This is a genomic window from Aliivibrio sp. 1S128 (assembly GCF_001691065.1).
GTDB lineage: Bacteria > Pseudomonadota > Gammaproteobacteria > Enterobacterales > Vibrionaceae > Aliivibrio.
In genome coordinates this window covers 95,704-118,791 of record NZ_MAJV01000014.1, presented here as the reverse complement: position 1 = coordinate 118,791, position 23,088 = coordinate 95,704, and the positions used below count along the sequence as shown (strand labels likewise).

The 23,088-nt window shown below is 38.6% G+C and carries 26 protein-coding genes; 16 read left to right on the top strand and 10 right to left on the bottom strand.

Annotation, left to right across the window (positions count from 1 at the left end):
* Nucleotides 1-49: 49 nt before the first annotated feature.
* Genes narQ through A6E03_RS04040 form a run of 3 tightly spaced genes read left to right on the top strand, consistent with a single transcriptional unit; the run spans nucleotide 50 to nucleotide 2,701 of the window.
* Nucleotides 50-1,741 carry a nitrate/nitrite two-component system sensor histidine kinase NarQ gene (gene narQ / locus A6E03_RS04050; RefSeq protein WP_065593860.1) on the top strand — a complete coding sequence of 564 codons (1,692 nt, stop codon included), beginning with the start codon at nucleotides 50-52 and terminating at the stop codon, nucleotides 1,739-1,741.
* Nucleotides 1,742-1,758: 17 nt separating this feature from the next.
* Nucleotides 1,759-2,370, top strand: coding sequence for a response regulator (locus A6E03_RS04045; RefSeq protein WP_065593861.1), 612 nt, complete (start codon nucleotides 1,759-1,761; stop codon nucleotides 2,368-2,370).
* Nucleotide 2,371: 1 nt separating this feature from the next.
* Nucleotides 2,372-2,701 (top strand): DUF4156 domain-containing protein, encoded by a 330-nt coding sequence (locus A6E03_RS04040; protein ID WP_065593862.1) that lies wholly within the window; start codon nucleotides 2,372-2,374, stop codon nucleotides 2,699-2,701.
* Nucleotides 2,702-2,781: 80 nt separating this feature from the next.
* Here A6E03_RS04040 and A6E03_RS04035 read toward each other — a convergent pair whose 3' ends face one another.
* Together A6E03_RS04035 and A6E03_RS04030 are read right to left on the bottom strand one after the other, a co-directional pair.
* On the bottom strand, nucleotides 2,782-3,063 hold the full coding sequence (locus A6E03_RS04035; protein ID WP_060991618.1) for a helix-turn-helix domain-containing protein: 282 nt from the start codon (nucleotides 3,061-3,063) through the stop codon (nucleotides 2,782-2,784).
* A gap of 165 nt (nucleotides 3,064-3,228) precedes the next feature.
* Nucleotides 3,229-3,513: a type VI secretion system PAAR protein gene (locus A6E03_RS04030; RefSeq protein WP_065593863.1), complete on the bottom strand. Its 285-nt coding sequence runs from the start codon at nucleotides 3,511-3,513 to the stop codon at nucleotides 3,229-3,231.
* A 189-nt stretch (nucleotides 3,514-3,702) separates the two neighbouring features.
* On the opposite strand from A6E03_RS04030, the gene A6E03_RS04025 reads away from it, so the two are divergent.
* From A6E03_RS04025 to A6E03_RS04010, 4 genes are read left to right on the top strand one after another with little or no spacing between them, the layout of a single operon-like run.
* A complete protein-coding gene (locus A6E03_RS04025; protein WP_065594242.1) occupies nucleotides 3,703-4,050 on the top strand; it encodes an ArsC family reductase in 348 nt (115 codons plus the stop codon).
* 50 nt (nucleotides 4,051-4,100) lie between these two features.
* Nucleotides 4,101-5,234: a succinyl-diaminopimelate desuccinylase gene (dapE, locus tag A6E03_RS04020; protein ID WP_065600214.1), complete on the top strand. Its 1,134-nt coding sequence runs from the start codon at nucleotides 4,101-4,103 to the stop codon at nucleotides 5,232-5,234.
* A 58-nt stretch (nucleotides 5,235-5,292) separates the two neighbouring features.
* A complete protein-coding gene (locus A6E03_RS04015; RefSeq protein ID WP_065600213.1) occupies nucleotides 5,293-5,961 on the top strand; it encodes a M15 family metallopeptidase in 669 nt (222 codons plus the stop codon).
* Nucleotides 5,962-5,963: 2 nt separating this feature from the next.
* Nucleotides 5,964-6,182, top strand: a complete 219-nt coding sequence (locus A6E03_RS04010) for a DUF2897 family protein (protein WP_065600212.1) — start codon at nucleotides 5,964-5,966, stop codon at nucleotides 6,180-6,182.
* A 49-nt stretch (nucleotides 6,183-6,231) separates the two neighbouring features.
* Here A6E03_RS04010 and bamC read toward each other — a convergent pair whose 3' ends face one another.
* Nucleotides 6,232-7,284 (bottom strand): outer membrane protein assembly factor BamC, encoded by a 1,053-nt coding sequence (bamC, locus tag A6E03_RS04005; protein WP_065593867.1) that lies wholly within the window; start codon nucleotides 7,282-7,284, stop codon nucleotides 6,232-6,234.
* A gap of 11 nt (nucleotides 7,285-7,295) precedes the next feature.
* Nucleotides 7,296-8,177: a 4-hydroxy-tetrahydrodipicolinate synthase gene (gene dapA, locus A6E03_RS04000; RefSeq protein ID WP_065593868.1), complete on the bottom strand. Its 882-nt coding sequence runs from the start codon at nucleotides 8,175-8,177 to the stop codon at nucleotides 7,296-7,298.
* A 274-nt stretch (nucleotides 8,178-8,451) separates the two neighbouring features.
* Between dapA and A6E03_RS03995 the strand changes: the two genes are divergently transcribed.
* The gene (locus A6E03_RS03995) at nucleotides 8,452-8,985 is read left to right on the top strand and encodes a glycine cleavage system protein R (protein ID WP_065600211.1); all 534 of its coding nucleotides are present in this window, start codon (nucleotides 8,452-8,454) and stop codon (nucleotides 8,983-8,985) included.
* Nucleotides 8,986-9,017: 32 nt separating this feature from the next.
* Complete coding sequence (gene bcp / locus A6E03_RS03990) at nucleotides 9,018-9,485, top strand: thioredoxin-dependent thiol peroxidase (RefSeq protein WP_176703448.1); 468 nt, start codon at nucleotides 9,018-9,020, stop codon at nucleotides 9,483-9,485.
* 88 nt (nucleotides 9,486-9,573) lie between these two features.
* On the opposite strand, the gene A6E03_RS03985 is transcribed toward bcp, so the two are convergent.
* Nucleotides 9,574-10,641: an AI-2E family transporter gene (locus A6E03_RS03985; protein WP_065600210.1), complete on the bottom strand. Its 1,068-nt coding sequence runs from the start codon at nucleotides 10,639-10,641 to the stop codon at nucleotides 9,574-9,576.
* An 8-nt stretch (nucleotides 10,642-10,649) separates the two neighbouring features.
* Nucleotides 10,650-10,871 carry a sulfurtransferase TusA family protein gene (locus A6E03_RS03980; RefSeq protein ID WP_065593872.1) on the bottom strand — a complete coding sequence of 74 codons (222 nt, stop codon included), beginning with the start codon at nucleotides 10,869-10,871 and terminating at the stop codon, nucleotides 10,650-10,652.
* Between the two features lie 161 nt (nucleotides 10,872-11,032).
* On the opposite strand from A6E03_RS03980, the gene A6E03_RS03975 reads away from it, so the two are divergent.
* The 3 genes from A6E03_RS03975 to A6E03_RS03965 are packed head-to-tail and all read left to right on the top strand — an operon-like array spanning nucleotide 11,033 to nucleotide 13,308.
* Entirely contained in the window at nucleotides 11,033-12,487 is a 1,455-nt protein-coding gene (locus A6E03_RS03975; RefSeq protein ID WP_065593873.1) for a M48 family metallopeptidase, read from the top strand.
* Nucleotides 12,488-12,502: 15 nt separating this feature from the next.
* Complete coding sequence (gene arsC / locus A6E03_RS03970; RefSeq protein ID WP_065600209.1) at nucleotides 12,503-12,853, top strand: arsenate reductase (glutaredoxin); 351 nt, start codon at nucleotides 12,503-12,505, stop codon at nucleotides 12,851-12,853.
* Nucleotides 12,854-12,873: 20 nt separating this feature from the next.
* Nucleotides 12,874-13,308, top strand: coding sequence for a DUF2069 domain-containing protein (locus tag A6E03_RS03965; RefSeq protein WP_065600208.1), 435 nt, complete (start codon nucleotides 12,874-12,876; stop codon nucleotides 13,306-13,308).
* A 54-nt stretch (nucleotides 13,309-13,362) separates the two neighbouring features.
* On the opposite strand, the gene A6E03_RS03960 is transcribed toward A6E03_RS03965, so the two are convergent.
* Nucleotides 13,363-14,523: a DUF2066 domain-containing protein gene (locus A6E03_RS03960; RefSeq protein ID WP_065600207.1), complete on the bottom strand. Its 1,161-nt coding sequence runs from the start codon at nucleotides 14,521-14,523 to the stop codon at nucleotides 13,363-13,365.
* Nucleotides 14,524-14,728: 205 nt separating this feature from the next.
* Here A6E03_RS03960 and A6E03_RS03955 point away from each other — a divergent pair, with 205 nt between their 5' ends.
* Nucleotides 14,729-15,979 carry a uracil-xanthine permease family protein gene (locus tag A6E03_RS03955; RefSeq protein ID WP_083190364.1) on the top strand — a complete coding sequence of 417 codons (1,251 nt, stop codon included), beginning with the start codon at nucleotides 14,729-14,731 and terminating at the stop codon, nucleotides 15,977-15,979.
* 106 nt (nucleotides 15,980-16,085) lie between these two features.
* Here the strand turns inward: A6E03_RS03955 and upp are convergent, their stop codons facing one another.
* A complete protein-coding gene (gene upp / locus A6E03_RS03950; RefSeq protein WP_012550882.1) occupies nucleotides 16,086-16,712 on the bottom strand; it encodes a uracil phosphoribosyltransferase in 627 nt (208 codons plus the stop codon).
* Nucleotides 16,713-16,937: 225 nt separating this feature from the next.
* Here upp and purM point away from each other — a divergent pair, with 225 nt between their 5' ends.
* Nucleotides 16,938-17,978, top strand: coding sequence for a phosphoribosylformylglycinamidine cyclo-ligase (purM, locus tag A6E03_RS03945; protein WP_065593877.1), 1,041 nt, complete (start codon nucleotides 16,938-16,940; stop codon nucleotides 17,976-17,978).
* A 130-nt stretch (nucleotides 17,979-18,108) separates the two neighbouring features.
* Nucleotides 18,109-18,747 (top strand): phosphoribosylglycinamide formyltransferase, encoded by a 639-nt coding sequence (gene purN, locus A6E03_RS03940; RefSeq protein WP_176703447.1) that lies wholly within the window; start codon nucleotides 18,109-18,111, stop codon nucleotides 18,745-18,747.
* 50 nt (nucleotides 18,748-18,797) lie between these two features.
* Here the strand turns inward: purN and A6E03_RS03935 are convergent, their stop codons facing one another.
* The gene (locus tag A6E03_RS03935; RefSeq protein ID WP_065593879.1) at nucleotides 18,798-19,625 is read right to left on the bottom strand and encodes a class II glutamine amidotransferase; all 828 of its coding nucleotides are present in this window, start codon (nucleotides 19,623-19,625) and stop codon (nucleotides 18,798-18,800) included.
* 75 nt (nucleotides 19,626-19,700) lie between these two features.
* A complete protein-coding gene (lpcA, locus tag A6E03_RS03930) occupies nucleotides 19,701-20,282 on the bottom strand; it encodes a D-sedoheptulose 7-phosphate isomerase (RefSeq protein ID WP_045102705.1) in 582 nt (193 codons plus the stop codon).
* A 354-nt stretch (nucleotides 20,283-20,636) separates the two neighbouring features.
* Between lpcA and fadE the strand changes: the two genes are divergently transcribed.
* Entirely contained in the window at nucleotides 20,637-23,084 is a 2,448-nt protein-coding gene (gene fadE / locus A6E03_RS03925; protein WP_065593881.1) for an acyl-CoA dehydrogenase FadE, read from the top strand.
* Nucleotides 23,085-23,088 lie beyond the last annotated feature (4 nt).

The following is a 23,088-nucleotide window of genomic DNA, read 5'->3' as shown; positions in this document are numbered from 1 at the left end:
AAATAGAGTTTATTTAACTCTAATTAACTATAGGTCAGATTTAACAAAGATGAAACAAACAAAGACCTCAATACTAACAAAAACCATTGCTCAAGTAATGTTGTGGATAGTCCTTATTTCTATCATCACTACTAGCTTTGCTTTAATGACTTTATCTTCTAGTTTGAAAGATGCTGAGGCGGTTAATATATCTGGCTCACTACGTATGCAAAGTTATCGGTTAGCCTATGATATTGAAACTAATTCCCCAGAAATAGTCAGTCATTTAAATAAGTTTTCTGACTCTATTGACTCCCCCTCTTTTCAAGCATTAGAGCAGTGGTTTGTTCCTGATGATATTGAACTTTCTTATCAAGACATTCGTTTACAATGGCACTCCTTAAAGCCAGCATTACTCAGTGACAACAAACAAATTTATTTAAATAAAGTGTCTTTATTTGTAGATCAAATCGATCACTTTGTTTTCAGGTTACAACAATTTTCAGAACGAAAATTAATCACACTATCGATTATCGGGGCTCTTGGATTATCTTTAATCGTTTTTTTAAGTGTTTTTATTATCTTTTTTACTCAACGACAAATCGTTAGTCCATTACATCGACTTGTCCAAGCGAGTAAAGCTATGACAAAAGGCAATTATTCGGTCCAAGTAGACTTAAAAAGTGATAATGAATTAGGGCTATTAAGTGATTCGTTTAACCATATGGCAAAACAAATTCACTTTAACTACCGAGAATTAGAAAATAGAGTTGAGGATAAAACGAAGAAATTAAGCCAAGCGAATCGCTCATTGACTACGTTATATAAATGCTCACAACAATTATCAGCATCACAACTAGACGAGCAAACCTTTAAAAATATTCTTGATATATTCATTCATATTGAAGGCGTCACGAGTGCTCGCCTGATAGTAGAAGAAGCCTCTGGTGGTGATTGGGAAATAACCAGTGGCGAATCCAACGATTCTCCGTGGAGCCTACAAGAACTGAGTATTGATGGTGAGCAACTTGGTTATTTAATGTGGCAATTCTCTTTACCTTGCCCTGATCAAAAACTCATTATTAATATCTCAAATATCCTTGCCCGTGGCATTTTTTATAATCAAACCCAAAAACAAACCCATCAGTTAATTTTGTTAGAAGAGCGATCCGCTATTGCTCGTGAACTTCATGATTCTTTAGCTCAATCGCTATCTTATTTAAAAATTCAAACGACCCTATTAAAGCGTCAGCTTGTGAAGTGTGACTGTAAAAATACAGGCAATACGTTAATTGAATTAGATGAAGGACTTAAAAGTGCCTATACTCAATTAAGAGGATTACTTAATACTTTTAGATTAACCATCAATAAAGCTCATTTTGGAGAGGCTCTACAAGAAATCACAACCACATTGGCAGCGCAAACCAACATAAATATTAGAGTAAATAATGAACTGCCTTCTCTACCTATCAATGCCCAACAGCACGTCCATTTATTGCAATTAATACGTGAAGCGACATTAAATGCCATCAAACACTCAAAAGCTGATAATATTATCATTACGTGTTTTCAAGACAGTGAGCAAGGCTGCATTAACATTGAAGACGATGGAGTAGGATTTGATCCTACAGAAGAAAAGATCAATCACTATGGATTAAGAATAATGCAGGAACGCGCTAACTGCGTTCATGGCACTTTATCTATATCCTCTGAATTTGAACACGGTTGTACAGTGAACGTTACGTTTCCACTAAACCAATAAAATAGAAGGTAAAAATTATGTGGAATGTTGTTATCGTTGATGATCATCCGTTAATGCGCCGAGGCATTGGCCAATTACTCTCTTTTGATGATGAGTTCACCCTAACAGGCGAAGCAAGTAATGGCACTGATGCTGTCGCTCTTATTTCCCAAAATGAGCCTGACTTAGTCTTGCTTGACCTAAATATGAAAGGAATGTCAGGACTCGATACATTACACGCACTGCGTAATGAAGGGGTAACTTGCCCTATCGTAATTTTAACCGTTTCTGATAATAAACAAGATATAAAAACATTAGTTAAAGCTGGTGCTGATGGTTACCTTTTAAAAGACAGTGAACCTGATGAGCTAATTACATTATTAAAAGAAGCAATGAGAGGCGGAAAAGCCTATTCTGAACAAGTTAAACTATGTTTAGAACAAGATAATAATGGCGATGATTCACTATCAAGCTTAACTGCTCGTGAACTAGAGATTTTACAAAACGTAGCAAAGGGCATGAGAAACAAACAAGTTGCCGATAAGCTATTTATTTCTGAGGCGACGGTAAAAGTACACATGAAAAGTTTATTAAAAAAACTAAATGTAAAATCACGAGTTGCAGCTACCTTACTTTACTTGGACTCTTAATATGAAAAGATTGCTCACCGCAACCCTAAGCTTATTTTTATTAAGTGGCTGTATATCAACAAACCAGCCTCTAGATAATGATTCAAGTTCAGTCGCTCTTCATTATAATGATAGTGGAAGCAAACAGTGCTCTGAATTAGGAACAGTGACAGGTAGCGAGGGGCATTGGTATACCTTCTTTTTTATACCCAACAAAGAGTTAATGGTTTCAGCGGTAAATGATATAAAAAACGAAGCTTACGCTTTGGGGGCAAATACCGTTATTGTTCAAGATCCAGTTGCATTTAACACATCAATAACCCTACTTGGTACTGCCTATTCTTGCCCGTAATCGCACCTTTACACCAAGCAATAAAAAACCGCCAACATATTTGTTGGCGGTTTTATTTAAATTTCGTCAGAATAGTAATGCTAATGATACAAAGTAGATGCAATTTCATCTTCTCTTGAGCACACCCATTCAGGATCATAAGGTCCCCAATCTGAAAGACGATAATAGCCATCATTATGGCGACGGCCATCTTGAATAAACATCAACTCAATACCAATGCCAGGTAATGCTTTCAATACATCTTGAATCGTACGACGAGGCCATCCAGTTAACTCGACAAGCTTCGGTACATTAGGTCTTTCTAAATTATGCACCAACAACGCTAAATATAAGCGTCTGGCGAACACTGGATTCAACTCCATTGGTACCTCCTGATTTAATAACAACAATTATTAATCATTCAGTATTTATGATGTTGAGATTGATCAACTAATTACGAAAATAATCGCATAATTACATTAAAAAACACATAAAAATGCATTTTTTGTAATTAATTTTCACAAGTATCATTAGTGAAATATAAATAATTAGCCAATATTAACCGTACCACCACCTTTAACTGTGCCACCACATCCGATTTTATCTCCATCACGAGCGGCCGGCTGTCCATCAATAAAAACACTACTTGAGCCACCAGAAATAAATCTAGGATGAGGAGGATGCTTTGGCTTCACATGAGGCGCTAAAGGATCGCCTTTTCTTACCGCCGGAATACCATCAACTTTAACTGTCGCTGAGCCCGCCAATACAGGGCTTGGATGGAAACCATCGTGCGCACTGCCTATATCTCCAATCTTTACTGCATTCCCCATCATGTATGCCCTTATTAACATCGATAACAAAGTGTATATTTTCCATACAAACAAAAATAATACGTTGAAGAAAAAGACGAGTCACTTCAAATAATAATCAATAGAATGATAAATAATGCTCAAGACTGGCGTATTGGTTCAATTCTCGTTATAAAGGAGTTAATAATTAATAACATAATGAAGAAAGTGATGACTACAATTTACGGAATAAAAAACTGCGATACGATAAAAAAGTGTAAAAAATGGCTAGACGCAAATGAAATTAACTTTACTTATCATGACTACCGCACTGATGGTATTGATAAAGAGATGGTTAGTACTTTTGTTAAACAGCTTGGCTGGGAAAATGTCGTAAATAAAAGAGGCACGACCTACCGCCAATTAACCGATGAACAAAAAAACAATCTAAATGAAGAAAGTGCGATTGCATTATTACTAGAAATGCCGGCAATGATTAAACGTCCTGTATTAATTCATAATAATGAATACCATTTAGGGTTTAAGCCTGCACAATATGAAGCTCTATTTACCGTTTAAAATTCATAAATTTAGATGTCTAATTAAAAGATAAAGTAAAGGAATACACCATGCCTGACACCCCAACGTTAGCTCTTGCAAAAGATTTATTAAGCCGCCAATCCGTTACCCCTGAGGATGCTGGTTGCCAAGAGCTTATGATAAAACGACTAGAAGCACTTGGTTTTACAATAGAAGTGATGGTTTTTGAAGATACCACTAATTTTTGGGCTCGCCGTGGCACTGAAGCACCTTTATTTACTTTTGCTGGCCATACCGATGTTGTACCAACAGGCTCATTAAACCACTGGAATACGAACCCATTTGAACCAACCATCATTGATGGCATGCTATACGCTCGTGGTGCAGCTGATATGAAAGGTTCTTTGGCTTGTATGGTTGTTGCTGTTGAGCGCTTTGTTGCTGAGCACCCTAACCACAAAGGCTCTATCTCTTTCTTAATAACATCAGATGAAGAAGGTCCATTTATTAATGGGACAACACGTGTCGTTGATACTCTAAAAGATCGAAATGAAATCATTGATATGTGTATTGTAGGTGAGCCATCAAGCACTGAATATGTTGGCGATGTAGTCAAAAATGGTCGCCGTGGATCTCTTACTGGTAACTTAACTGTAAAGGGTATCCAAGGTCACGTTGCTTACCCACATATTGCTCGTAACCCTATTCATCAAGCGATGCCAGTATTAACAGAACTAGCCACAACCGAATGGGACGCTGGTAATGATTACTTTCCACCAACAAGTTTTCAAATTCCCAACATCAACGGTGGTACTGGCGCTTCTAACGTAATACCTGGTGATGTAGAGGTCATGTTTAACTTTCGTTTTAGCACTGAATCTACCGTTGAAGTCCTACAACAGCGTGTCATTGATACCTTAAATAAACACAATTTAGAATATGAATTACATTGGGTCATCAATGGCCTTCCATTCTTAACTGATACCGGTGAGCTTTTAACTGCGGTTGTTGATGCGGTTGATACGGTTAACCAACAAAAACCTCAATTATTAACCACAGGGGGCACTTCAGATGGGCGTTTTATTGCTCAAATGGGGTCTCAAGTAATAGAACTTGGTCCTGTAAATGCTACGATTCACAAAGTGAACGAATGCGTTAAAGTTGATGATCTAGAAAAGCTAACTGATATGTATCAACAAGTGCTTAATAACCTATTTGCTTAATGATTTTTGGGTATATGATGAGAGGGTTTCGATCCTCTCTTTTTTATTGTGGTGAATTATGGAAAAAGCAGAACTTACAGGTCTATCGACTCAACACCTCTCTTTTGTAACCCCCAACCGTCAGCTTCATCGTCATTGCGTTGATTCTTTTCATGCATTAACACAAGCAGCACTTAGTTCAGGTTTTACCCTAACCATTGCAAGTAGCTTCCGTGATTTTGAACGCCAATTGATGATTTGGAATAATAAATTTAATGGGATCCGTCCTATTTTAGGTGAAGATGGACAACCACTTAATACTGATGATATGAGTGAAATAGATAAGATCCACGCCATTATGCGTTGGTCAGCACTCCCTGGAGGAAGCCGTCATCACTGGGGAACAGACCTTGATGTCTATGCATCAAACGCCCTTCCTGAAAACACCGCGCTTCAATTGGAACCTTGGGAATATAATACTGGCCACCAGGCCTCCTTTAGCCTATGGCTACAAAAAAATGCGCAAAAACATGGTTTCTTTTTTCCTTATAAAGCAGATAGAAAAGGCGTCGCTATTGAACCTTGGCATTTAAGCCACAAAGCTCAAAGTTCACTATTTATGACAAAATTAACGCCCGATGTACTTTTAGATTCATGGGAAAATATCGAATTAGCGGGAAAAGATACTATTATTAAACACATAGATACGTTATTTGTTCGCTACATTACTAATATTAATAAGGAATAAATATGGAATGGTTAATGAACCCTTGGGTTATTATCGTCATTGTTTTAAGTGTCGTTATTGGTAACCTTGCAGCCCTAAAAGCAACAGCGAATATGAAGTTCAAACCAAAGAAAAAACCTTGCTCACAAGAAAATGAGCATGAATCACTTGAAAGCGACACATCCTCAAGCAAAGAAAATATTACAACAGAAAAAAATGATGAAAAAAAAGACGTTCACTAATGTGAACGTCTTAAATTATTAACAAACGCTATTAATTTAACGCTAAACTTTACTCTTCTTCCGTCTCAACTTTAGGTGCGCTATTTGATTTTTCAACCATCGCAGCTAAAACAGGCACAACTGAATCAAGTGTTGCTTCGTTTACTGGTTTTCCAGCGGCGTCAGTAACATTAATAGACGTTCGGTTACCCAAATCACCTAGTAATAGGTTATAAGTACTGCCTTCAAAAGCCAACGGCTTAGTACCTATCTCTTCCCAGTATTCATCATCAGGTTCTTTATATTTCACCTTAATCGTACCTTGAGAGCGGTTTCTATCTTCAATTTCTAGCCCCATCATTGGTAATAATTCACCAAGACGTTCCCAGAAAATATCATAAGGCGCACGAGCGATAATTATTGGGAGGCCACTTCTGTCTTGCCCCATTGATATAGGGATTCGTTTCACTAACTCTTCAGCACGGATACGCGCTTCTTCACGTAATTGAGCATCATAAGCAGACGTAACTAAATTGGTCATCAAAATGTTATATCGTGCTTTATTTGCTTCTGTTACTTCCGTTTGCGTACCATCTACCTGCCAATCAATGAGCGATATTTGGAAACCTGAACGATTATTCTTATTAAATTTATTGATCTTATAACGCGAACCAAATTCATGGTCTTCATCTTCTGAATTCCATTTAATCCAATCCGTTTCTAGTTCAGAATCCGTTTGTGTACGTAAACCAATCTCACGTTTTTCAATCACTGACAAGACGGTTTGCCACAATCTATCGACATCCTCTTCCTTAATCAGCCAGACAGTTACCTCTCCATTATTTTCTTCAACACGAGCTCCAGGGATCAATTCAAGCACTTGTTGAGGTGGACGAATATCAACATCTTTACCAATCCCTCCAACATACTCCCCTTTTGGAATATCATATTGAGGATAAAATTCCGGTTTAGCCTCTACTGGCTGCTTCCACTCAACGAGCGGTTCCGTTTCTAAATATTTAAAATCTTGTTTAGCTTGGCGACGCTCTGTTGGACTGTTTGAGCACGCTGATAAAACAGCGATCATTAACGATCCAACAACAAAGCGAGTGTTCACTTTCATTTTCAATCCTATTACTTCAACACACCAGCACGAATTAACGCTTGTTCAACGACTGGTTGTGCAGAAAGACTTAATTCGGTTAATGGTAAACGAATATCAGGGTGAGTAATCATACCTAAACGATGAGTTGCCCATTTAACAGGCATTGGATTCGCTTCAACAAACAAATCATTATGTAATGGCATTAGACGCTGGTTAATCACTTCAGCTTCTTCAAATTTACCTTGAGCCGCTAAAGCAAACATCATTGCCATGTCTTTTGCTGCTACGTTTGAAGTCACCGAGATAACACCTTGACCACCTAATTTTACGAAATCAAGTGCTGTTGCATCATCACCACTTAGTTGGATAAAGTTTTCACCACAAAGTTCACGGGTAATTGCAATTCTATCTAGATCAGCCGTCGCATCTTTTAATGCGACTATATTTTTAAATTCAGACAAACGAGCAACCGTTTCTGGTAATAAATCGACAGCGGTACGGCCTGGTACATTATAGAGAATTTGAGGCACATCTGTTGATTCAGAAATCGCTTTATAATGCAGATACAAACCTTCTTGCGTTGGTTTGTTGTAATAAGGCGTCACACTAAGACAGCCTGCAACACCTGAATCTCTAAATAATTTACTAAAAGTTACGGCTTCATGAGTTGCGTTCGCTCCCGTACCAGCTATCACAGGAATGCGACCATCAGCAAACTCAAGGGTCTTCATCACTAACTTGACATGCTCTTCTACACTTAATGTCGCTGACTCTCCAGTAGTACCAACAGCTACAATGCCATTTGTACCTGCATCAATATGATAATCAACAAGATTTTTTAAACTGGTGTAATCTACTTCACCATCAGTATCTAATGGTGTTACTAATGCGACAATGCTACCTGAGAACATATCCTTCTCCCTTTTTATCTTAGCCTGAACGTGTAAATAATTTTGTTATTCATTAATATCATTGCAAAGAGTTATCGTCCTTGAACGTGATGTGTTATCTGGTTTTCATCTTCTTATGCAATGAGCAAAATCATTCACTCAATATCCCTCAAGGATATTACATAAGAGCCTATGTTGTAGAGTCTTTTTTTTGACGATTGTTCACTATTGCTTGCTTATCACACAATCACTTGCGTGTTAGTATGAGCTTATCTTTTTCAACCACGAGTTTTTTATGCCTCAACATCTTGTAATTACCGCAATCGGTACCGACAGACCTGGTATATCGAATAAGGTGACTCGCCTTGTCACTGAGTCAAACTGCAATATCGTAGATAGCCGTATAGCCTCATTTGGTAATGAGTTTACATTAATCATGTTGTTGTCTGGCACAGCGAACGCGATTTCTCGTATTGAAAATACCTTACCTTTACTTGGTCAACAACACGACTTAATAACCATGATGAAGCGAACCTCTCCTCATCAAGAAAAGGATATTTTCTACACTATTGATGCGTTTGTAGAATCAGAAGATCGCCCAGGCCTAACTGAGAGATTTACAGATTTTTTAGCCAATCGCGATATTGATTTAAAAACCCTAAGTGCTCAAACACTTAAAAGAGGTGAGAACCAAAATACATTTCAAATTCAAATTACGGCTGAGATTTCCCAAGAATGCCACATCATGGAGATCCAAGAAGAGTTTGAAGCTTTATGTACTCTCTTAAATGTGAACGGTAAGATTAATTTTTATAAAAGCTCGATCTAATAATAAAAAGTAATTCAAAAGGAAATATCATGATCACACCATTAGAAGCAGGTACTCCTGCGCCAAACGTTTCACTACTTGATCAAAATGGAGAGTCTATTTCTCTTTCTGATTTAAAAGGTAAAAAGGTTTTATTCTATTTCTACCCAAAAGCGATGACTCCAGGTTGCACAGTTCAAGCTCAAGGACTTCGTGACATTAAAGCTGAATTAGATGCTCATAACGTAATCACTCTTGGTATTAGCATTGACCCTGTAAAACGCTTAGGTAAATTCATTGAGCGTGACAAGTTAAACTTCACATTATTATCAGATGAAGATCATGCCGCTGCTGATGCTTTTGGTGTCTGGGGCGAGAAAAAATTCATGGGTAAAACTTACGATGGACTACATCGTATTAGCTTCTTAATTAATGAAGAAGGTATTATTGAGCACGTCTTCAATAAATTCAAAACAAAGACTCACCATGAAGTCGTATTGGATTATTTAAACAATAAATAAGCTAAACGAAAATAATCATTTTAAAAGCTCAAAATAAAAAGGCGGCGCTCATTAAAAGCCCCGCCTTTTTTTATTTCTTAAATTATTTTTATGCTTTATTAAACACTTCATCTGTTGCAGGAAGTGCTTTCCATACGGCTTTCACTAGTGTCGCTAACGGAATAGCAAAGAATACACCCCAAAAACCCCATAACCCGCCAAATACTAATACCGACACAATGATAGCCACTGGGTGGAGATTAACGGCTTCGGAAAAAAGAACAGGCACTAAAACGTTACCATCAAGTGCTTGAATAATCCCATAAGCAACAATCAACCAATAAAAATCGGGGGTTAATCCCCATTGAAATAAAGCAACGATGGCGATAGGTACCGTGACTGCAGCTGCACCAATATAAGGGATTAATACAGAAAACCCGACCATAACGGCGAGCAATAAAGAATAGCGTAAGTCCATGATAAAGAAAGTAATGTAACTTACACTACCGACAATCAGAATTTCGACCACCTTACCTCTAATGTAATTACTTATCTGTTCATTCATCTCAATCCATACTTTTGTCGCTAAACGACGATTTTTAGGCAGGATATTACTCATTGTTCCTACCATTTCTTCTTTATCTTTAAGTAAAAAGAAAACAAGCAGTGGTACAAGAATTAAATAAACACCCAAAGCGGCAAGACTAACTAACGAAGAAAGAGAGCCTTTTACCACTACCTCTCCCATTCCAAGTACTTTCCCACGAATGGTTTCTAATAACGTCTCAACTGATTGAGGTTGAATCAATTCAGGATAACGTCCAGGAAGACTAGATAATAAACTATGCAACCCATTAAACATGGATGGTACATCATTGATTAAGTTACCGACTTGGTTCCAAATCGTTGGAACTAAACCAAATACAGCCATTAGCATTACACTGATAAAAAGAATAATAACAAGCATTACAGAAAGGGTTCTTGGCAATCCAAATTTATTCAATTTAGCGACTGGCCACTCAAGTAAGTAAGCGAGGACAATGGCAACTAATAATGGCGCAATTAAATGACCAAAGAAGTAGATAGTGATAAAGCCAACGATAAGAATCGCAACGAGACTAACGGCATGAGGATCTGAAAAGCGGCGTTTATACCACTGCGTAACCATATCTAACATATTAGGTTCTACTTCTTCTTGATGGTTAAAAGCGAGCAAGTATCAGTATGCTCTAATTGAATATCAAATAGATACTGCTCAAAGTATGACATCATATCGGTTAAAGATCCCTTGTCGATAACTTTGATCCGTAACATTTCATTCTTAGCTAACGATTTACTGGCTCGTTTCGCTAATAGCAACGACATAGGACAACGATATTGTGATAAATCTAAGCTTCGGGTTTCCATTCAGCAGCTCTATATATATGATAGATTTTAATTGAAAGAGTATAAATCACATAATTACTACAAAAAAGAAACCAATTCTAAATTTGATGCTCTTAATTATCTAGATTACGTTATTATCTCTCCATAAGAGAATGTTATTGAAAAGGATTTGTAAAAACGACATGTTCAAATTAAAAAAACTGGCCAGTTGTTTACTGATCACCTCATTATTGACAAGTACTCTTCCTGTTTACGCAAATAACGATTTAAATTTGCCAGACATAGGGACAACAGCTGCATCAACACTAACGATTGATCAAGAGTTAATCTACGGTGATGCGTATATGCGTATGCTTCGAGCAAGCCAACCTGTTATTAATGATCCTGTTTTAGCTGAATATGTGCAAGCTCTAGGGCATCGATTAGTCGCTAATGCGAGTGATGTAAAAACCCCTTTCCATTTTTTCTTAATCAACAACAGAGAAATTAACGCCTTTGCCTTTTTTGGTGGTTATGTCGCACTTCACTCTGGATTATTTTTGTACGCTCAATCAGAAAGTGAATTAGCTTCTGTTGTAGCACACGAAATTGCACATATTACCCAACGTCACTTAGCCCGTAGTATGGAAGACCAAGCGAGGCGATCCCCTGCAACGGTTGCCGCTCTTATTGGGTCGTTATTATTAGCCATTGCGGTTCCAGAAGCTGGGATAGCCGCAATTCACGCGACTACCGCTGGTGCTATGCAAAGTTCGATTAACTATACTCGTAGTAATGAAAAAGAGGCTGATAGATTTGGAATTGATACTTTAGCTAAATCTGGCTTTGATGTATCCGCTATGCCTCGATTCTTCTCTCGTTTAGCCGATCAATATCGCTATGCAAGCACACCACCACCCATGCTACTGACTCACCCATTACCGACGTCTCGTATTACCGACAGTAGAGAAAGAGCGCAACAATATCCAATGCGCAGAGTAAATACGTCATTACACTATCACCTTGCTCGCTCTCGTATTGTTGCGCGCTTTGCCGGTATTGACAGTAATGCTGCTCTAGATTGGTTTTCACGTAAATCAAAAACTCACAATAACGATATAAAACAAGCGCTCAATTACGGCAAAGCACTCGTGTATATTGATTCAAAACAATACGATAAAGCGCAACCAATCATGGACAAACTATTAAGAGATGATCCTCTTAATACATTTTATATTGATGCAGCTACCGATTTAGATCTGTACACCAAGAAAAATCAACAAGCGATTAAACGCTTAGAAAACGGGTTAGTTCAATTACCAAACAATCCAGTATTAACAATTAACTATGCTCATGCACTTTCTGAATCCAATCAACCGGCAGAGGCTGTGCGTGTTTTACAACGTTATACCCATGATTACCCAGATGACCCTACAGGTTGGCAGTTACTTTCTAAAGCCTATAATGACAATGGCAGCGCTAATGGTGAATTAGCAGCAAGAGCAGAAATGTATGCGTTAAAAGGAATGTGGAATAAAGCCCTCAATAATTATACTCAAGCAAGCCAATTGGTTGAGTTTGGAAGTTTAGACCAAGCTAGATACGACGCAAGAATCGATCAGCTACGCCTATCACGAGAGCGTTTTAGCGCCTTATAATCAAAAGGAAAAAATATGTCTGTTGTTATTTATCATAACCCTCGTTGCTCAAAAAGCCGTGAAACATTAGCGCTATTAGAAGCTCAAGGCGTGACCCCAAGCGTTGTGAAGTACCTAGAAGAAACACCAAGTGTTGATGCCTTAAAAACGCTATTCTCTCAATTAGGGTTCGATTCTGTTCGTGACATGATGAGAGTAAAAGAAGCTGAATATAAAGAACAAAATCTAGGAGATAGCTCAGTGACAGACGAGCAGCTCTTTGAAGCGATGGTACAAACACCAAAATTGATTGAGCGCCCTATTGTGGTTAACAACAACCAAGCAAAAATAGGTCGCCCACCAGAGCAAGTTTTAGAGATTTTATAGCATTAAGCAGGAAGCTAAACATGGATCCAGTTGAAATGAGCGCAGAAACAAAGCGCTATCGTTTTCTTGCACTATTTTGCAACTTAGCACTACTTGTCTTTGTCGCTCTTTGGCATAGTACTCTCTCCCCCCATCCATTGATCAATCCATATGGCATTATGGTGGCATGGATTATTCCAATGCTTTTTCCACTAAAGGGGATCATTCAAGGTAAGCCTTACACGCATGCATGGGCTAACTTTATTTTAATGTTTTATTTTTTGCATGGTTTAACCATTCTGTGGCTTGATGAAGGTGAACGATACTTTGCACTGATTGAAGTGATACTTACTTCCGGTGCATTTATAGGTAATATTTATTACGCTCGTCTTCGAGGCAAAGAACTCGGTTTAAAACTGAAACTTTTATCTGAAGTAGAAAAAATAGAAAAAGCAAAATTCACAGAGGGTGAGTAATTAGACATAAAAAAGGTGACACTTAAGTCACCTTTTTTATTTAATCGAAATGGATCAATTTACGCTTAATTCATACTGATGGATGACGCGTTGTTTGATTTCAAGTTCATCAACTAAAGCATCCTCTTTTATCGCAGGTGACTCTTCTTTAAGTTCAGCCGGTATTACGTCTTGCGAAACTTCTTCTGTTAATTCAGTACTGATTTCCTGATTAACGATAGGTGCTTCGGGCACGACTGATATACGAGTATTTTTACTTAATAGCTCATCATTAAATTGCTGATAGTCACCCAATAAATTTAATGTATAAGTGACTTTATCACCTTGAATTGTATCAACTTGAACACTAGCCACTGAGTTCATCTGCTTTAATAGTTTCTCTAAAGTAAAGAAAGCTCTTGTGGTATGAATTCCTTTAATCGATACAACCTCAGAATCACTAGCAACAGCACCTAAGTTTTTTGTATAAGTTTGAGCAAAATAATCACTGACTTCGTTAACCATATCGGCTAATTGAACAGCACCTGACGATCGGCCTTCAATTGGCTTTTTAGATGTCGTCGCAAGGTATTGAGGCGTTGTATCAAACAATGTCCAACTTGAGCTATTACCACGAACTTTAACCACTAAGATAGCTTGAGGATTATAACGCTCACTCGCATCTGCTATTGGCTTTTTAAAGTTGCCCCACAAGTCTGGAATTTCAATAGATGTTACATCATCAAAATCACCCACTGGGAACATAACCGGCAAACCACGTTCATTTGCAGCATTCTTAATACGAGTAATTAATGAATTGTTTGATTGTTCCCAAATGATACTTCTCTGATAATTGTATTCATTAACAACCCAAACCAACACAGGTTTACGCGGCATTTCCCACACACCTTGCTCGGCTTGAGTTAATAGGTTCAATACCATACTTGAGTTATAACCAAGCTTCATACCACGAGGGGCATCATCATAGTCAACAAAACTCATTTGAGTTACATAGCGATCACTTCGTGTTAGCGCTTTTTTTATCACCTCATTCTCTGCAATTGACTGTTGACCAGAGACCTTGATCAATACATTCACTAAGCCCTCTTCTTTGGCCAAGCTTTCTGCTTTTTCAGCATCAGTTAATTGCACTTCAGTATGATAAAGATCCGTTTGTTGCTGAGCAAAAACTGGCCCCGCAATCATACACATTAATAAACACAAGATACGTAACATCAAACAACCTATAATTACTTTTATAATTTACCGCGATAATAAGGGCTATCCCATTATTCAGCAAGGATTCGAATTGACTCAGATCTAACTTTCAAACTATTAGAGTGATACTTTCTTAAAAAGTTTTATTTTTTCACGAGCTAAATCAAGATATTTATTAATTAAATAGTGATAGAATCCCTCAAATTCATTACTGGAAATGGAAATGTTATACAATTTGTTCCAAGGCTTTCAAATGTTGTTCGTTGCATTTGGTGCACTCGTTCTTGTTCCCCTCCTAACTGGCTTAGATCCTAATGTTGCTCTATTTGGTGCTGGCGTTGGTACCCTTCTCTTTCAATTAGTTACTCGTCGCTCTGTTCCTATCTTCCTCGCTTCTTCTTTCGCTTTTATTGCTCCAATTATCTACGGAACTCAAACATGGGGTATTCCAGCTACCATGGGCGGACTAATGGTCGCAGGGTTAGTGTATGTTGCATTAGGCGCTGTGATTAAAGTTAGAGGCGTCGCTTTTATTCATAAATTACTGCCTCCTGTTGTTGTTGGCCCTGTCATTATGGTGATCGGCCTAGGCTTAGCGCCAACAGCGGTTAATATGGCGTTAGGAAAAACGGGCGATGGCGCTTATCAGTTAGTTGACGGACAAATCGCATTTTGGATTGCTGGCGCTTCATTATTTACTACGATTGGTATCAGTGTTTTTTCTAAAGGTTTCTTTAAATTATTACCTATCCTTTCTGGCATTATTGTTGGTTATTCATTAAGTCTAATGTTTGGTATTGTCGATTTTACTCCGGTATATCAAGCCGCTTGGTTTGCTCTGCCTAATTTCACTTATCCTGAGTTTAATATTAACGCCATTCTATTTATGATCCCGGTGGCAATTGCACCAGCGGTTGAGCACGTGGGTGACATGCTAGCGATTTCAAACGTAACCGGAAAAGATTACCTTAAAAAGCCAGGCTTACATCGCACCATTACGGGTGATGGTATTGCCACCATGGCTGCTTCTCTTATTGGCGCGCCACCAAACACAACTTACAGTGAAGTCACTGGTGCTGTAATGCTAACCAAAGCGTTTAACCCTGTAATCATGACATGGGCTGCCGTCTGTGCGATTGTTTTGGCTCTTGTGGGTAAATTAGGCGCAATATTACAAACTATTCCTGTCCCTGTAATGGGGGGCATTATGATCTTACTGTTTGGTTCAATCGCGACGATTGGACTGAATACTCTGATTAAAAACCAAGTTGATTTACATAAAGCACGTAACTTAACCATTGTTGGCGTTACCCTAGTATTTGGTATTGGTGGTATGGCTGTGGGTATTGGCGATTTTAATTTACAAGGCGTGAGTCTTTGTGGGATCGTGGCTATTGCCCTTAATTTAATTCTTCCTGATGACTTAGGTGAAAACCATGTTGTCGATAATACACAGATGGAAGATGATAAATAAATCTAGGGTCTAGGGTCTAGGGCAAATAAAAAGGATTGATGGTTACCCATCAATCCTTTTTTAATGCTTAAAGCATTCAGTAAATATAATGACTCAATGGTGCCTATTACTTAGTACCGAAGATCTTATCACCAGCATCGCCAAGGCCTGGAATGATGTAACCTTTATCATTCAATTTCTCATCGATAGCCGCAGTATAAAGCTCAACATCTGGATGCGCTTTTTCTAATGCCGCAATGCCTTCAGGAGCAGCAACAAGAACAAGAATTTTAAAGTTCTTACAGCCTTTCTCTTTTAAAAGATCAAGCGTTGCGATCATAGAACCGCCAGTCGCTAGCATTGGATCAACAACTAAAGCAATACGCTCATCGATGTTAGACGCTAACTTGTTAAAGTAAGGTACTGGCTCTAACGTTTCTTCATCACGGTAAATACCAACAACACTGATACGCGCACTTGGGATGTGTTCAAGAACGCCATCCATCATGCCAAGACCTGCACGTAAGATTGGCACTACCGTTACTTTTTTACCTTTAATTTGGTCAACTTCAACAGGGCCATTCCAGCCATTGATAGTTACTTTTTCTGTCTCAAAATCTGATGTTGCTTCATAAGTAAGCAAGCTACCTACTTCAGTTGCTAATTCACGAAAACGCTTAGTGCTGATATCGCCTTCGCGCATTAAACCAATTTTATGTTTTATTAGCGGGTGTTTTACTTCAACAACTTTCATTTCTGACTCCAAATACATTAATCAAACCTTCTAATTATACATATTTTTCCATTGAAAAATGGCGTTATCATAAAATAAATTACTGCACTAGAAGTTGTTTACCGAATTTATTATTTTTTATTACAAAATTTATGCAAAAACTCTTACGCAAACGTTTCCCTTTTTACATTGTGCTGTTAGAATGGCGCGGATTTTTGAAATCCAACCTATGGCGAGGACACCTCCGTGAGCGACAACAAAACTTCTCTTAGCTACAAAGATGCTGGTGTAGACATTGATGCTGGTAATGCACTTGTTGATCGAATTAAAGGCGTAGTAAAACGTACTCGTCGCCCAGAAGTAATGGGTGGCATTGGTGGTTTTGGTGCGTTATGTGAACTTCCTACTAAATACAAACAACCTGTTTTAGTTTCTGGTACTGATGGCGTTGGTACTAAGTTACGTTTAGCTCTTGACCTAAATAAGCACGATACCATTGGTATCGATTTAGTTGCTATGTGTGTTAATGACCTTATTGTTCAAGGTGGAGAACCTCTGTTCTTCCTTGATTATTATGCAACTGGGAAACTTGATATTGATGTTGCTGCTGAAGTAGTAACAGGGATCGGTGAAGGCTGTATTCAAGCAGGTTGTGCGCTAATCGGTGGTGAAACTGCTGAAATGCCAGGCATGTATGAAGGTGAAGATTACGATGTTGCAGGCTTCTGTGTGGGTGTTGTTGAAAAAGAAGACATCATCGATGGCACAAAAGTCGCGGCAGGTGATGCTCTAATCGCTGTAGGTTCTAGTGGTCCGCACTCAAATGGTTATTCACTAATTCGCAAAATTCTTGAAGTATCAAACGCGGATCTTAATGAGGAATTAAATGGTAGAACCATTGCTGACCATTTAATTGAACCAACAAAAATCTACATTAAATCAGCCTTAAAAATGATAGCAGAGCATGATATTCATGCTATCTCTCATATTACTGGTGGTGGTTTCTGGGAAAATATTCCTCGCGTACTGCCTGAAGGCACAAAAGCAGTTGTTGATGGTAAGAGCTGGGAATGGCCTGCTATCTTTAATTGGCTACAAGAAAAAGGAAACGTTGATACATACGAAATGTACCGTACCTTTAACTGTGGTGTAGGTCTTATTATTGCTCTTCCAAAAGATCAAGCTGATCAAGCGGTTGCTCTACTGAATGCTGAAGGCGAAAACGCTTGGGTTATCGGTGAGGTTGCAACTGCAAAGCAAGGCGAAGAACAAGTTGAGATCCGTTAATCGGGTTATATAAACTTTGAGCTAGCTCATAAAGCATAAAGAGAAAGGTGATCACTTATTCGATCACCTTTTTTATATCTATTATTTATGTTCGAATAGTTCTCATTACTTAAAGAATAAGACGGTTATGATGAAAAATATTGTTGTATTAGTTTCAGGCAGTGGCAGTAACCTACAAGCTTTTATTGACGCTTGTGGTAACAAGATCCCTAACGCTCGTATTTCTGCGGTCATTTCAAATAAAAGTGACGCTTACGGATTACACAGAGCACTCAATGCTGGAATTAATGTTCATTGCCTAAGTGCTGCTGGATATGAGAACCGTGAGCAGTATGATAGCGCATTAGCAACACTGATTGATCTTCACAAACCTGACGTCATCATCCTTGCTGGCTTTATGCGTATCTTAAGTGAATATTTTGTACTTCGGTACCAAGGTAAAATGCTGAATATCCACCCTTCTCTTCTACCAAAATACACTGGATTACATACTCATCAACGTGCTATTGATTCCGGTGATAAGGAACACGGAACAAGTGTCCATTTCGTAACCCCTGAATTAGATGGGGGCCCAGTGATCCTTCAAGCTAAAGTGCCTATTTTTGAAGACGATAACGCTGAAGACGTCGCATCACGAGTCCAAGCTCAAGAGCATGTTATTTATCCAATGGTAGCAAATTGGTTAGTTGAAGAGCGATTAATCATGCAGGATGGAAAAGCCATACTTGATGGTGATGCCTTAGGCCTATCAGGATTAGAAACTGAATAATAAAAATGCCCATCAATATGATATTGATGGGCATTTTTCATACATATCGCTTATGAATTAATTGAGCATTCTGATGGCGGTGGAGCCATTTCAGGCACCGTATCATGATTACCTGCGGTTAATTCACCAAAATGAAATAGAGCATACTCACCAACTTTCATTTTACGCCACTCTTCATTATCCGTTAATGGCCGTGTCACGATCACTGAAACAACATCATTCAATGTCGTTTCTTTGTGAAAATCAATTGTAACATCCTCATCAATTAATGAAGCTTGACCAAAGGGCGCACGCCTTGTGATCCAATGTAAATTGTTCGAACAGTAAGTCATAACGTACTCACCATCGCTCAATAACATATTAAAGACACCTAACTCTCTTAACTGATCACAACATTCAGACACAAACTCAAACATTAACATCATATCTTGAGGCGGCTCTGGATATTTATCTTCTAATTGATTTAATAACCAACAAAATGCACGTTCACTGTCTGTCTCTCCAACAGGTCGAAAGCGCCCTGTTGATAATTCATCAAATTTAGTTAATTGACCATTATGAGCAAACGTCCAATATCTCCCCCACAATTCACGCGTAAACGGATGGGTATTTTCAAGATTCACTTCACCGCGGTTTGCTTGGCGAATATGACTAATTACCGCTTTGCTCTTAATCGGATAATCTTGAACAAGTTTAGCTATTTTTGAGTGGCAGCTCGGCTTTGGGTCTTTAAATGTACGAAATCCTTTCCCTTCATAAAAAGTAATCCCCCAACCATCACGATGTGGGCCAGTATTGCCGCCACGCTGAACCAACCCTTTAAAACTAAAGCAAATATCGGTTGGTACATTGGCACTCATTCCGAGTAATTCACACATTCTTGCGTTACTCCTTTATTCGCAACCTGACCAACCTTAATTCACAGAGGTTTTAAGATTGGTCAGCATAATGAATTATTTTTCCATTTCTTTTTCAATTAATTGAATAACAATATGGATGATTTTAATGTGGATTTCTTGAATACGATCAGCATAACCAAAATGAGGAACTCGGATCTCTACATCAGCAAGACCTGCCATTTTTCCACCATCTTTACCTGTTAGAGCAATGGTTTTCATGCCTTTTTCTTTTGCCGCTTCAATCGCTTTTAAAATATTACCTGAATTACCAGACGTCGATAAGCCAAATAATACATCACCTTTTGAGCCAACCGCTTGAGTGTAACGAGAAAATACATGGTCATAACCAAAGTCATTACTCACACACGATAAATGGCTAGGATCAGAAATCGCAATACCTGGGTAGCCCGGGCGATTTTCACGATAACGGCCTGTTAATTCTTCAGCAAAATGCATTGCATCACAATGTGAACCACCGTTACCACAAGACAATACTTTACCGCCTTGCTTGAAAGAGTCTGCAATGGTTTTTGCCGCTAATTCGATTTGAGCAAGGTTTTTATCGTCAGCTAAAAAGTCATTCAGTACTTGAGCGGCTTCTGTTAATTCAGAACGGATCAGATCTTGATAAGACATAAGATTCTCTCTATTTATTATTTTCCCTATTAGGGGCTAATCTCAGTGTACCTATACCACCAAATCTTTAAAAGAGATCCGCTCTATATTTCTTCTATACACAGCATAAATATCTCAATTAATAGCCAGAAAAATTAGAAGTTACTCACTTAAAAATAAAATTTGTTTATTAATTACTCAAGCTGGATCACTTTTTAACCATTAACGTTATTTACTTTTTGTTAACATAGAGACTACAATTACCTTAACTGGTTAGACCTCTTATCAGAATAGCATCACACAATAATGTTACGACCGAGTCTCGTAATACCCTCTGTTTCTACAAACAGAGCAGCGCCGAAAAAGGAGAATTACATGGCCCTGACACTTTTAACAACATTAATTGCACTTGCTGCATTAAGTTATCATCGACAATCTCTACGTACTGCCACTCTTGTCACTGCGGCTATCTTAGCTGTGAGTTCAGGATTAGGTTATGCTGGTCCTATTACATGGGCTGTCTTCTTAGTGATTGCAGTGCCATTAAACATCCCTTCAATTCGTCAGTCTATTTTCAGTAATAAGGCATTAGAAATGTTCAAAGGCGTCATGCCTGAAATGTCAAAAACAGAAAAAGATGCAATTGAAGCCGGTACGGTTTGGTGGGAAGCTGAGCTGTTTAAAGGAAATCCTGATTGGAAGTTCCTTCATAATATTCCTAAAAATACGTTATCGGATGAAGAACAAGCATTCATGGATGGCCCAGTAAACGAAGTGTGCCGAATGATCAATGATTATGAAGTCACTCATGAGCTTGCTGATTTGCCACCAGAAGTATGGCAATACCTAAAAGATAATAAATTCTTTGCCATGATCATTAAGAAAAAATACGGTGGTTTAGAATTCTCAGCTTACGCACAATCTTCTGTTCTACAAAAACTAACCAGTGTTTCTGGCGTGCTTTCTATTACCGTAGGGGTTCCTAACTCATTAGGCCCTGGTGAACTTCTTCAACATTACGGCACTGAAGACCAAAAAAATCATTACTTACCTCGCTTAGCTGAAGGTAAAGAGATCCCATGCTTTGCGTTAACAAGCCCAGAAGCTGGTTCAGATGCTGGGTCAATTCCTGACTTTGGTATCGTCACAAAAGGCATGTGGGAAGGAAAAGAAGTTCTTGGTATGCGTCTTACTTGGAATAAACGTTACATTACCTTAGCCCCTGTCGCTACCGTTTTAGGCTTGGCGTTTAAACTACAAGATCCTGATGGTTTATTAGGCGATAAGAAAAACCTCGGTATTACTTGTGCTCTTATTCCAACAAACTTAGAAGGCGTTAAGATTGGACGCCGCCACTTCCCTATGAATGTGCCATTTCAAAATGGTCCAACACAAGGTGACGATTTATTTGTTCCACTTGATTACATCATCGGCGGCGAAAAAATGGCCGGTCACGGTTGGCGTATGCTAGTTGAGTGTCTGTCAGTGGGTCGAGGTATCACCTTGCCATCTAACGCAACGGGTGGTGCAAAAACCGCAGCGCTTGCTACGGGTGCTTATGCTCGAATTCGTCGCCAATTCAAATTACCCATTGGTAAAATGGAAGGGATCGAAGAGCCATTAGCGCGTATGGCAGGTAATGCTTATATGATGGATGCAGCAAGTGCACTAACGGTTGCCGGTATTGTACAAGGTGAGAAACCATCAGTTATCTCAGCTATTGTAAAATATCACTGTACTCACCGAGCACAACGTATTGCTATTGATGGCATGGACATCGCTGGTGGTAAAGGGATTTGTTTAGGTAGCTCAAACTTCTTAGCGCGTAGTTACCAAGGATCACCGATTGCTATTACTGTTGAAGGGGCAAACATACTGACTCGTTCAATGATCATTTATGGTCAAGGGGCTATTCGTTGTCACCCTTATGTTCTTGAAGAGATGGATGCGGCTTACTTAGAAGATAAACAAGCGTCTCTTGATAAATTTGATGCGGCCGTCTTTGGTCACATTGGCTTTGGTATCAGTAACTTTGTTCGTAGTTTATGGTTTGGTTTATCTGATGGTCGCGGTTCTAAAACTCCATTTAATGATGAGACAAAGCGTTATTACCAACAAGTAAACCGTTACAGTACAAATTTAGCTTTATTGTCTGATATTTCAATGGCTGTATTGGGTGGTAGCTTAAAGCGTCGCGAACGTATGTCAGCGCGTCTTGGTGATATTTTAAGTCAACTTTACTTAACTACATCGGTTCTAAAACGTTTTGATGATGAAGGCCGTCAAAAAGAAGATTTAGCGTTAGTTCATTGGAGTGTTCAAGATTCACTGCATCAAGCAGAGCAAGCGATTGACGGACTATTGTCAAATTTCCCAAATAGATTTGTAGCAGGTGCTATGCGATTAATTCTATTACCAACAGGACTTCGTCGCCAGCGCCCAAGTGATAAACTTGATCATAAACTGGCTCGTATCCTTCAAGAGCCATCAGGTGCACGTAGTCGAATTGGTCGCGGGTTGTTCTTAGAAGCAAGTCGATTTAATCCAGTAGGAAAAATGGAAGAAGCGTTAATTGATATCTTAACTGCTGAGCCAATTTATGACCGAGTATGTAAAGAATCAAAACAACGTCTACCCTTCATGCAATTAGATCGTGTTGCAAAAGTTGGCTTAGAGCTAAATATCATTTCAGATAAAGAAGCTCTACTACTTCGTAAAGCAGAGAAAAGTCGACTAGCGACCATCAATGTAGAGGACTTCGACCCAAGTGAGCTTATCGTAAAGCCGCAAACGAATAACTTTGAACACAGTAAAATAGCTTAGGAAT

Excerpts from the sequence above, each read along its gene's own strand:
- narQ (WP_065593860.1), top strand. The coding sequence starts at position 50 with ATGAAACAAACAAAGACCTCAATACTAACAAAAACCATTGCTCAAGTA.
- A6E03_RS04045 (WP_065593861.1), top strand. The coding sequence starts at position 1,759 with ATGTGGAATGTTGTTATCGTTGATGATCATCCGTTAATGCGCCGAGGC.
- A6E03_RS04040 (WP_065593862.1), top strand. The coding sequence starts at position 2,372 with ATGAAAAGATTGCTCACCGCAACCCTAAGCTTATTTTTATTAAGTGGC.
- A6E03_RS04035 (WP_060991618.1), bottom strand. The coding sequence starts at position 3,063 with ATGGAGTTGAATCCAGTGTTCGCCAGACGCTTATATTTAGCGTTGTTG.
- A6E03_RS04030 (WP_065593863.1), bottom strand. The coding sequence starts at position 3,513 with ATGGGGAATGCAGTAAAGATTGGAGATATAGGCAGTGCGCACGATGGT.
- A6E03_RS04025 (WP_065594242.1), top strand. The coding sequence starts at position 3,703 with ATGACTACAATTTACGGAATAAAAAACTGCGATACGATAAAAAAGTGT.
- dapE (WP_065600214.1), top strand. The coding sequence starts at position 4,101 with ATGCCTGACACCCCAACGTTAGCTCTTGCAAAAGATTTATTAAGCCGC.
- A6E03_RS04015 (WP_065600213.1), top strand. The coding sequence starts at position 5,293 with ATGGAAAAAGCAGAACTTACAGGTCTATCGACTCAACACCTCTCTTTT.
- A6E03_RS04010 (WP_065600212.1), top strand. The coding sequence starts at position 5,964 with ATGGAATGGTTAATGAACCCTTGGGTTATTATCGTCATTGTTTTAAGT.
- bamC (WP_065593867.1), bottom strand. The coding sequence starts at position 7,284 with ATGAAAGTGAACACTCGCTTTGTTGTTGGATCGTTAATGATCGCTGTT.
- dapA (WP_065593868.1), bottom strand. The coding sequence starts at position 8,177 with ATGTTCTCAGGTAGCATTGTCGCATTAGTAACACCATTAGATACTGAT.
- A6E03_RS03995 (WP_065600211.1), top strand. The coding sequence starts at position 8,452 with ATGCCTCAACATCTTGTAATTACCGCAATCGGTACCGACAGACCTGGT.
- A6E03_RS03985 (WP_065600210.1), bottom strand. The coding sequence starts at position 10,641 with ATGTTAGATATGGTTACGCAGTGGTATAAACGCCGCTTTTCAGATCCT.
- A6E03_RS03980 (WP_065593872.1), bottom strand. The coding sequence starts at position 10,871 with ATGGAAACCCGAAGCTTAGATTTATCACAATATCGTTGTCCTATGTCG.
- A6E03_RS03975 (WP_065593873.1), top strand. The coding sequence starts at position 11,033 with ATGTTCAAATTAAAAAAACTGGCCAGTTGTTTACTGATCACCTCATTA.
- arsC (WP_065600209.1), top strand. The coding sequence starts at position 12,503 with ATGTCTGTTGTTATTTATCATAACCCTCGTTGCTCAAAAAGCCGTGAA.
- A6E03_RS03965 (WP_065600208.1), top strand. The coding sequence starts at position 12,874 with ATGGATCCAGTTGAAATGAGCGCAGAAACAAAGCGCTATCGTTTTCTT.
- A6E03_RS03960 (WP_065600207.1), bottom strand. The coding sequence starts at position 14,523 with ATGTTACGTATCTTGTGTTTATTAATGTGTATGATTGCGGGGCCAGTT.
- A6E03_RS03955 (WP_083190364.1), top strand. The coding sequence starts at position 14,729 with ATGTTATACAATTTGTTCCAAGGCTTTCAAATGTTGTTCGTTGCATTT.
- upp (WP_012550882.1), bottom strand. The coding sequence starts at position 16,712 with ATGAAAGTTGTTGAAGTAAAACACCCGCTAATAAAACATAAAATTGGT.
- purN (WP_176703447.1), top strand. The coding sequence starts at position 18,109 with ATGAAAAATATTGTTGTATTAGTTTCAGGCAGTGGCAGTAACCTACAA.
- A6E03_RS03935 (WP_065593879.1), bottom strand. The coding sequence starts at position 19,625 with ATGTGTGAATTACTCGGAATGAGTGCCAATGTACCAACCGATATTTGC.
- lpcA (WP_045102705.1), bottom strand. The coding sequence starts at position 20,282 with ATGTCTTATCAAGATCTGATCCGTTCTGAATTAACAGAAGCCGCTCAA.
- fadE (WP_065593881.1), top strand. The coding sequence starts at position 20,637 with ATGGCCCTGACACTTTTAACAACATTAATTGCACTTGCTGCATTAAGT.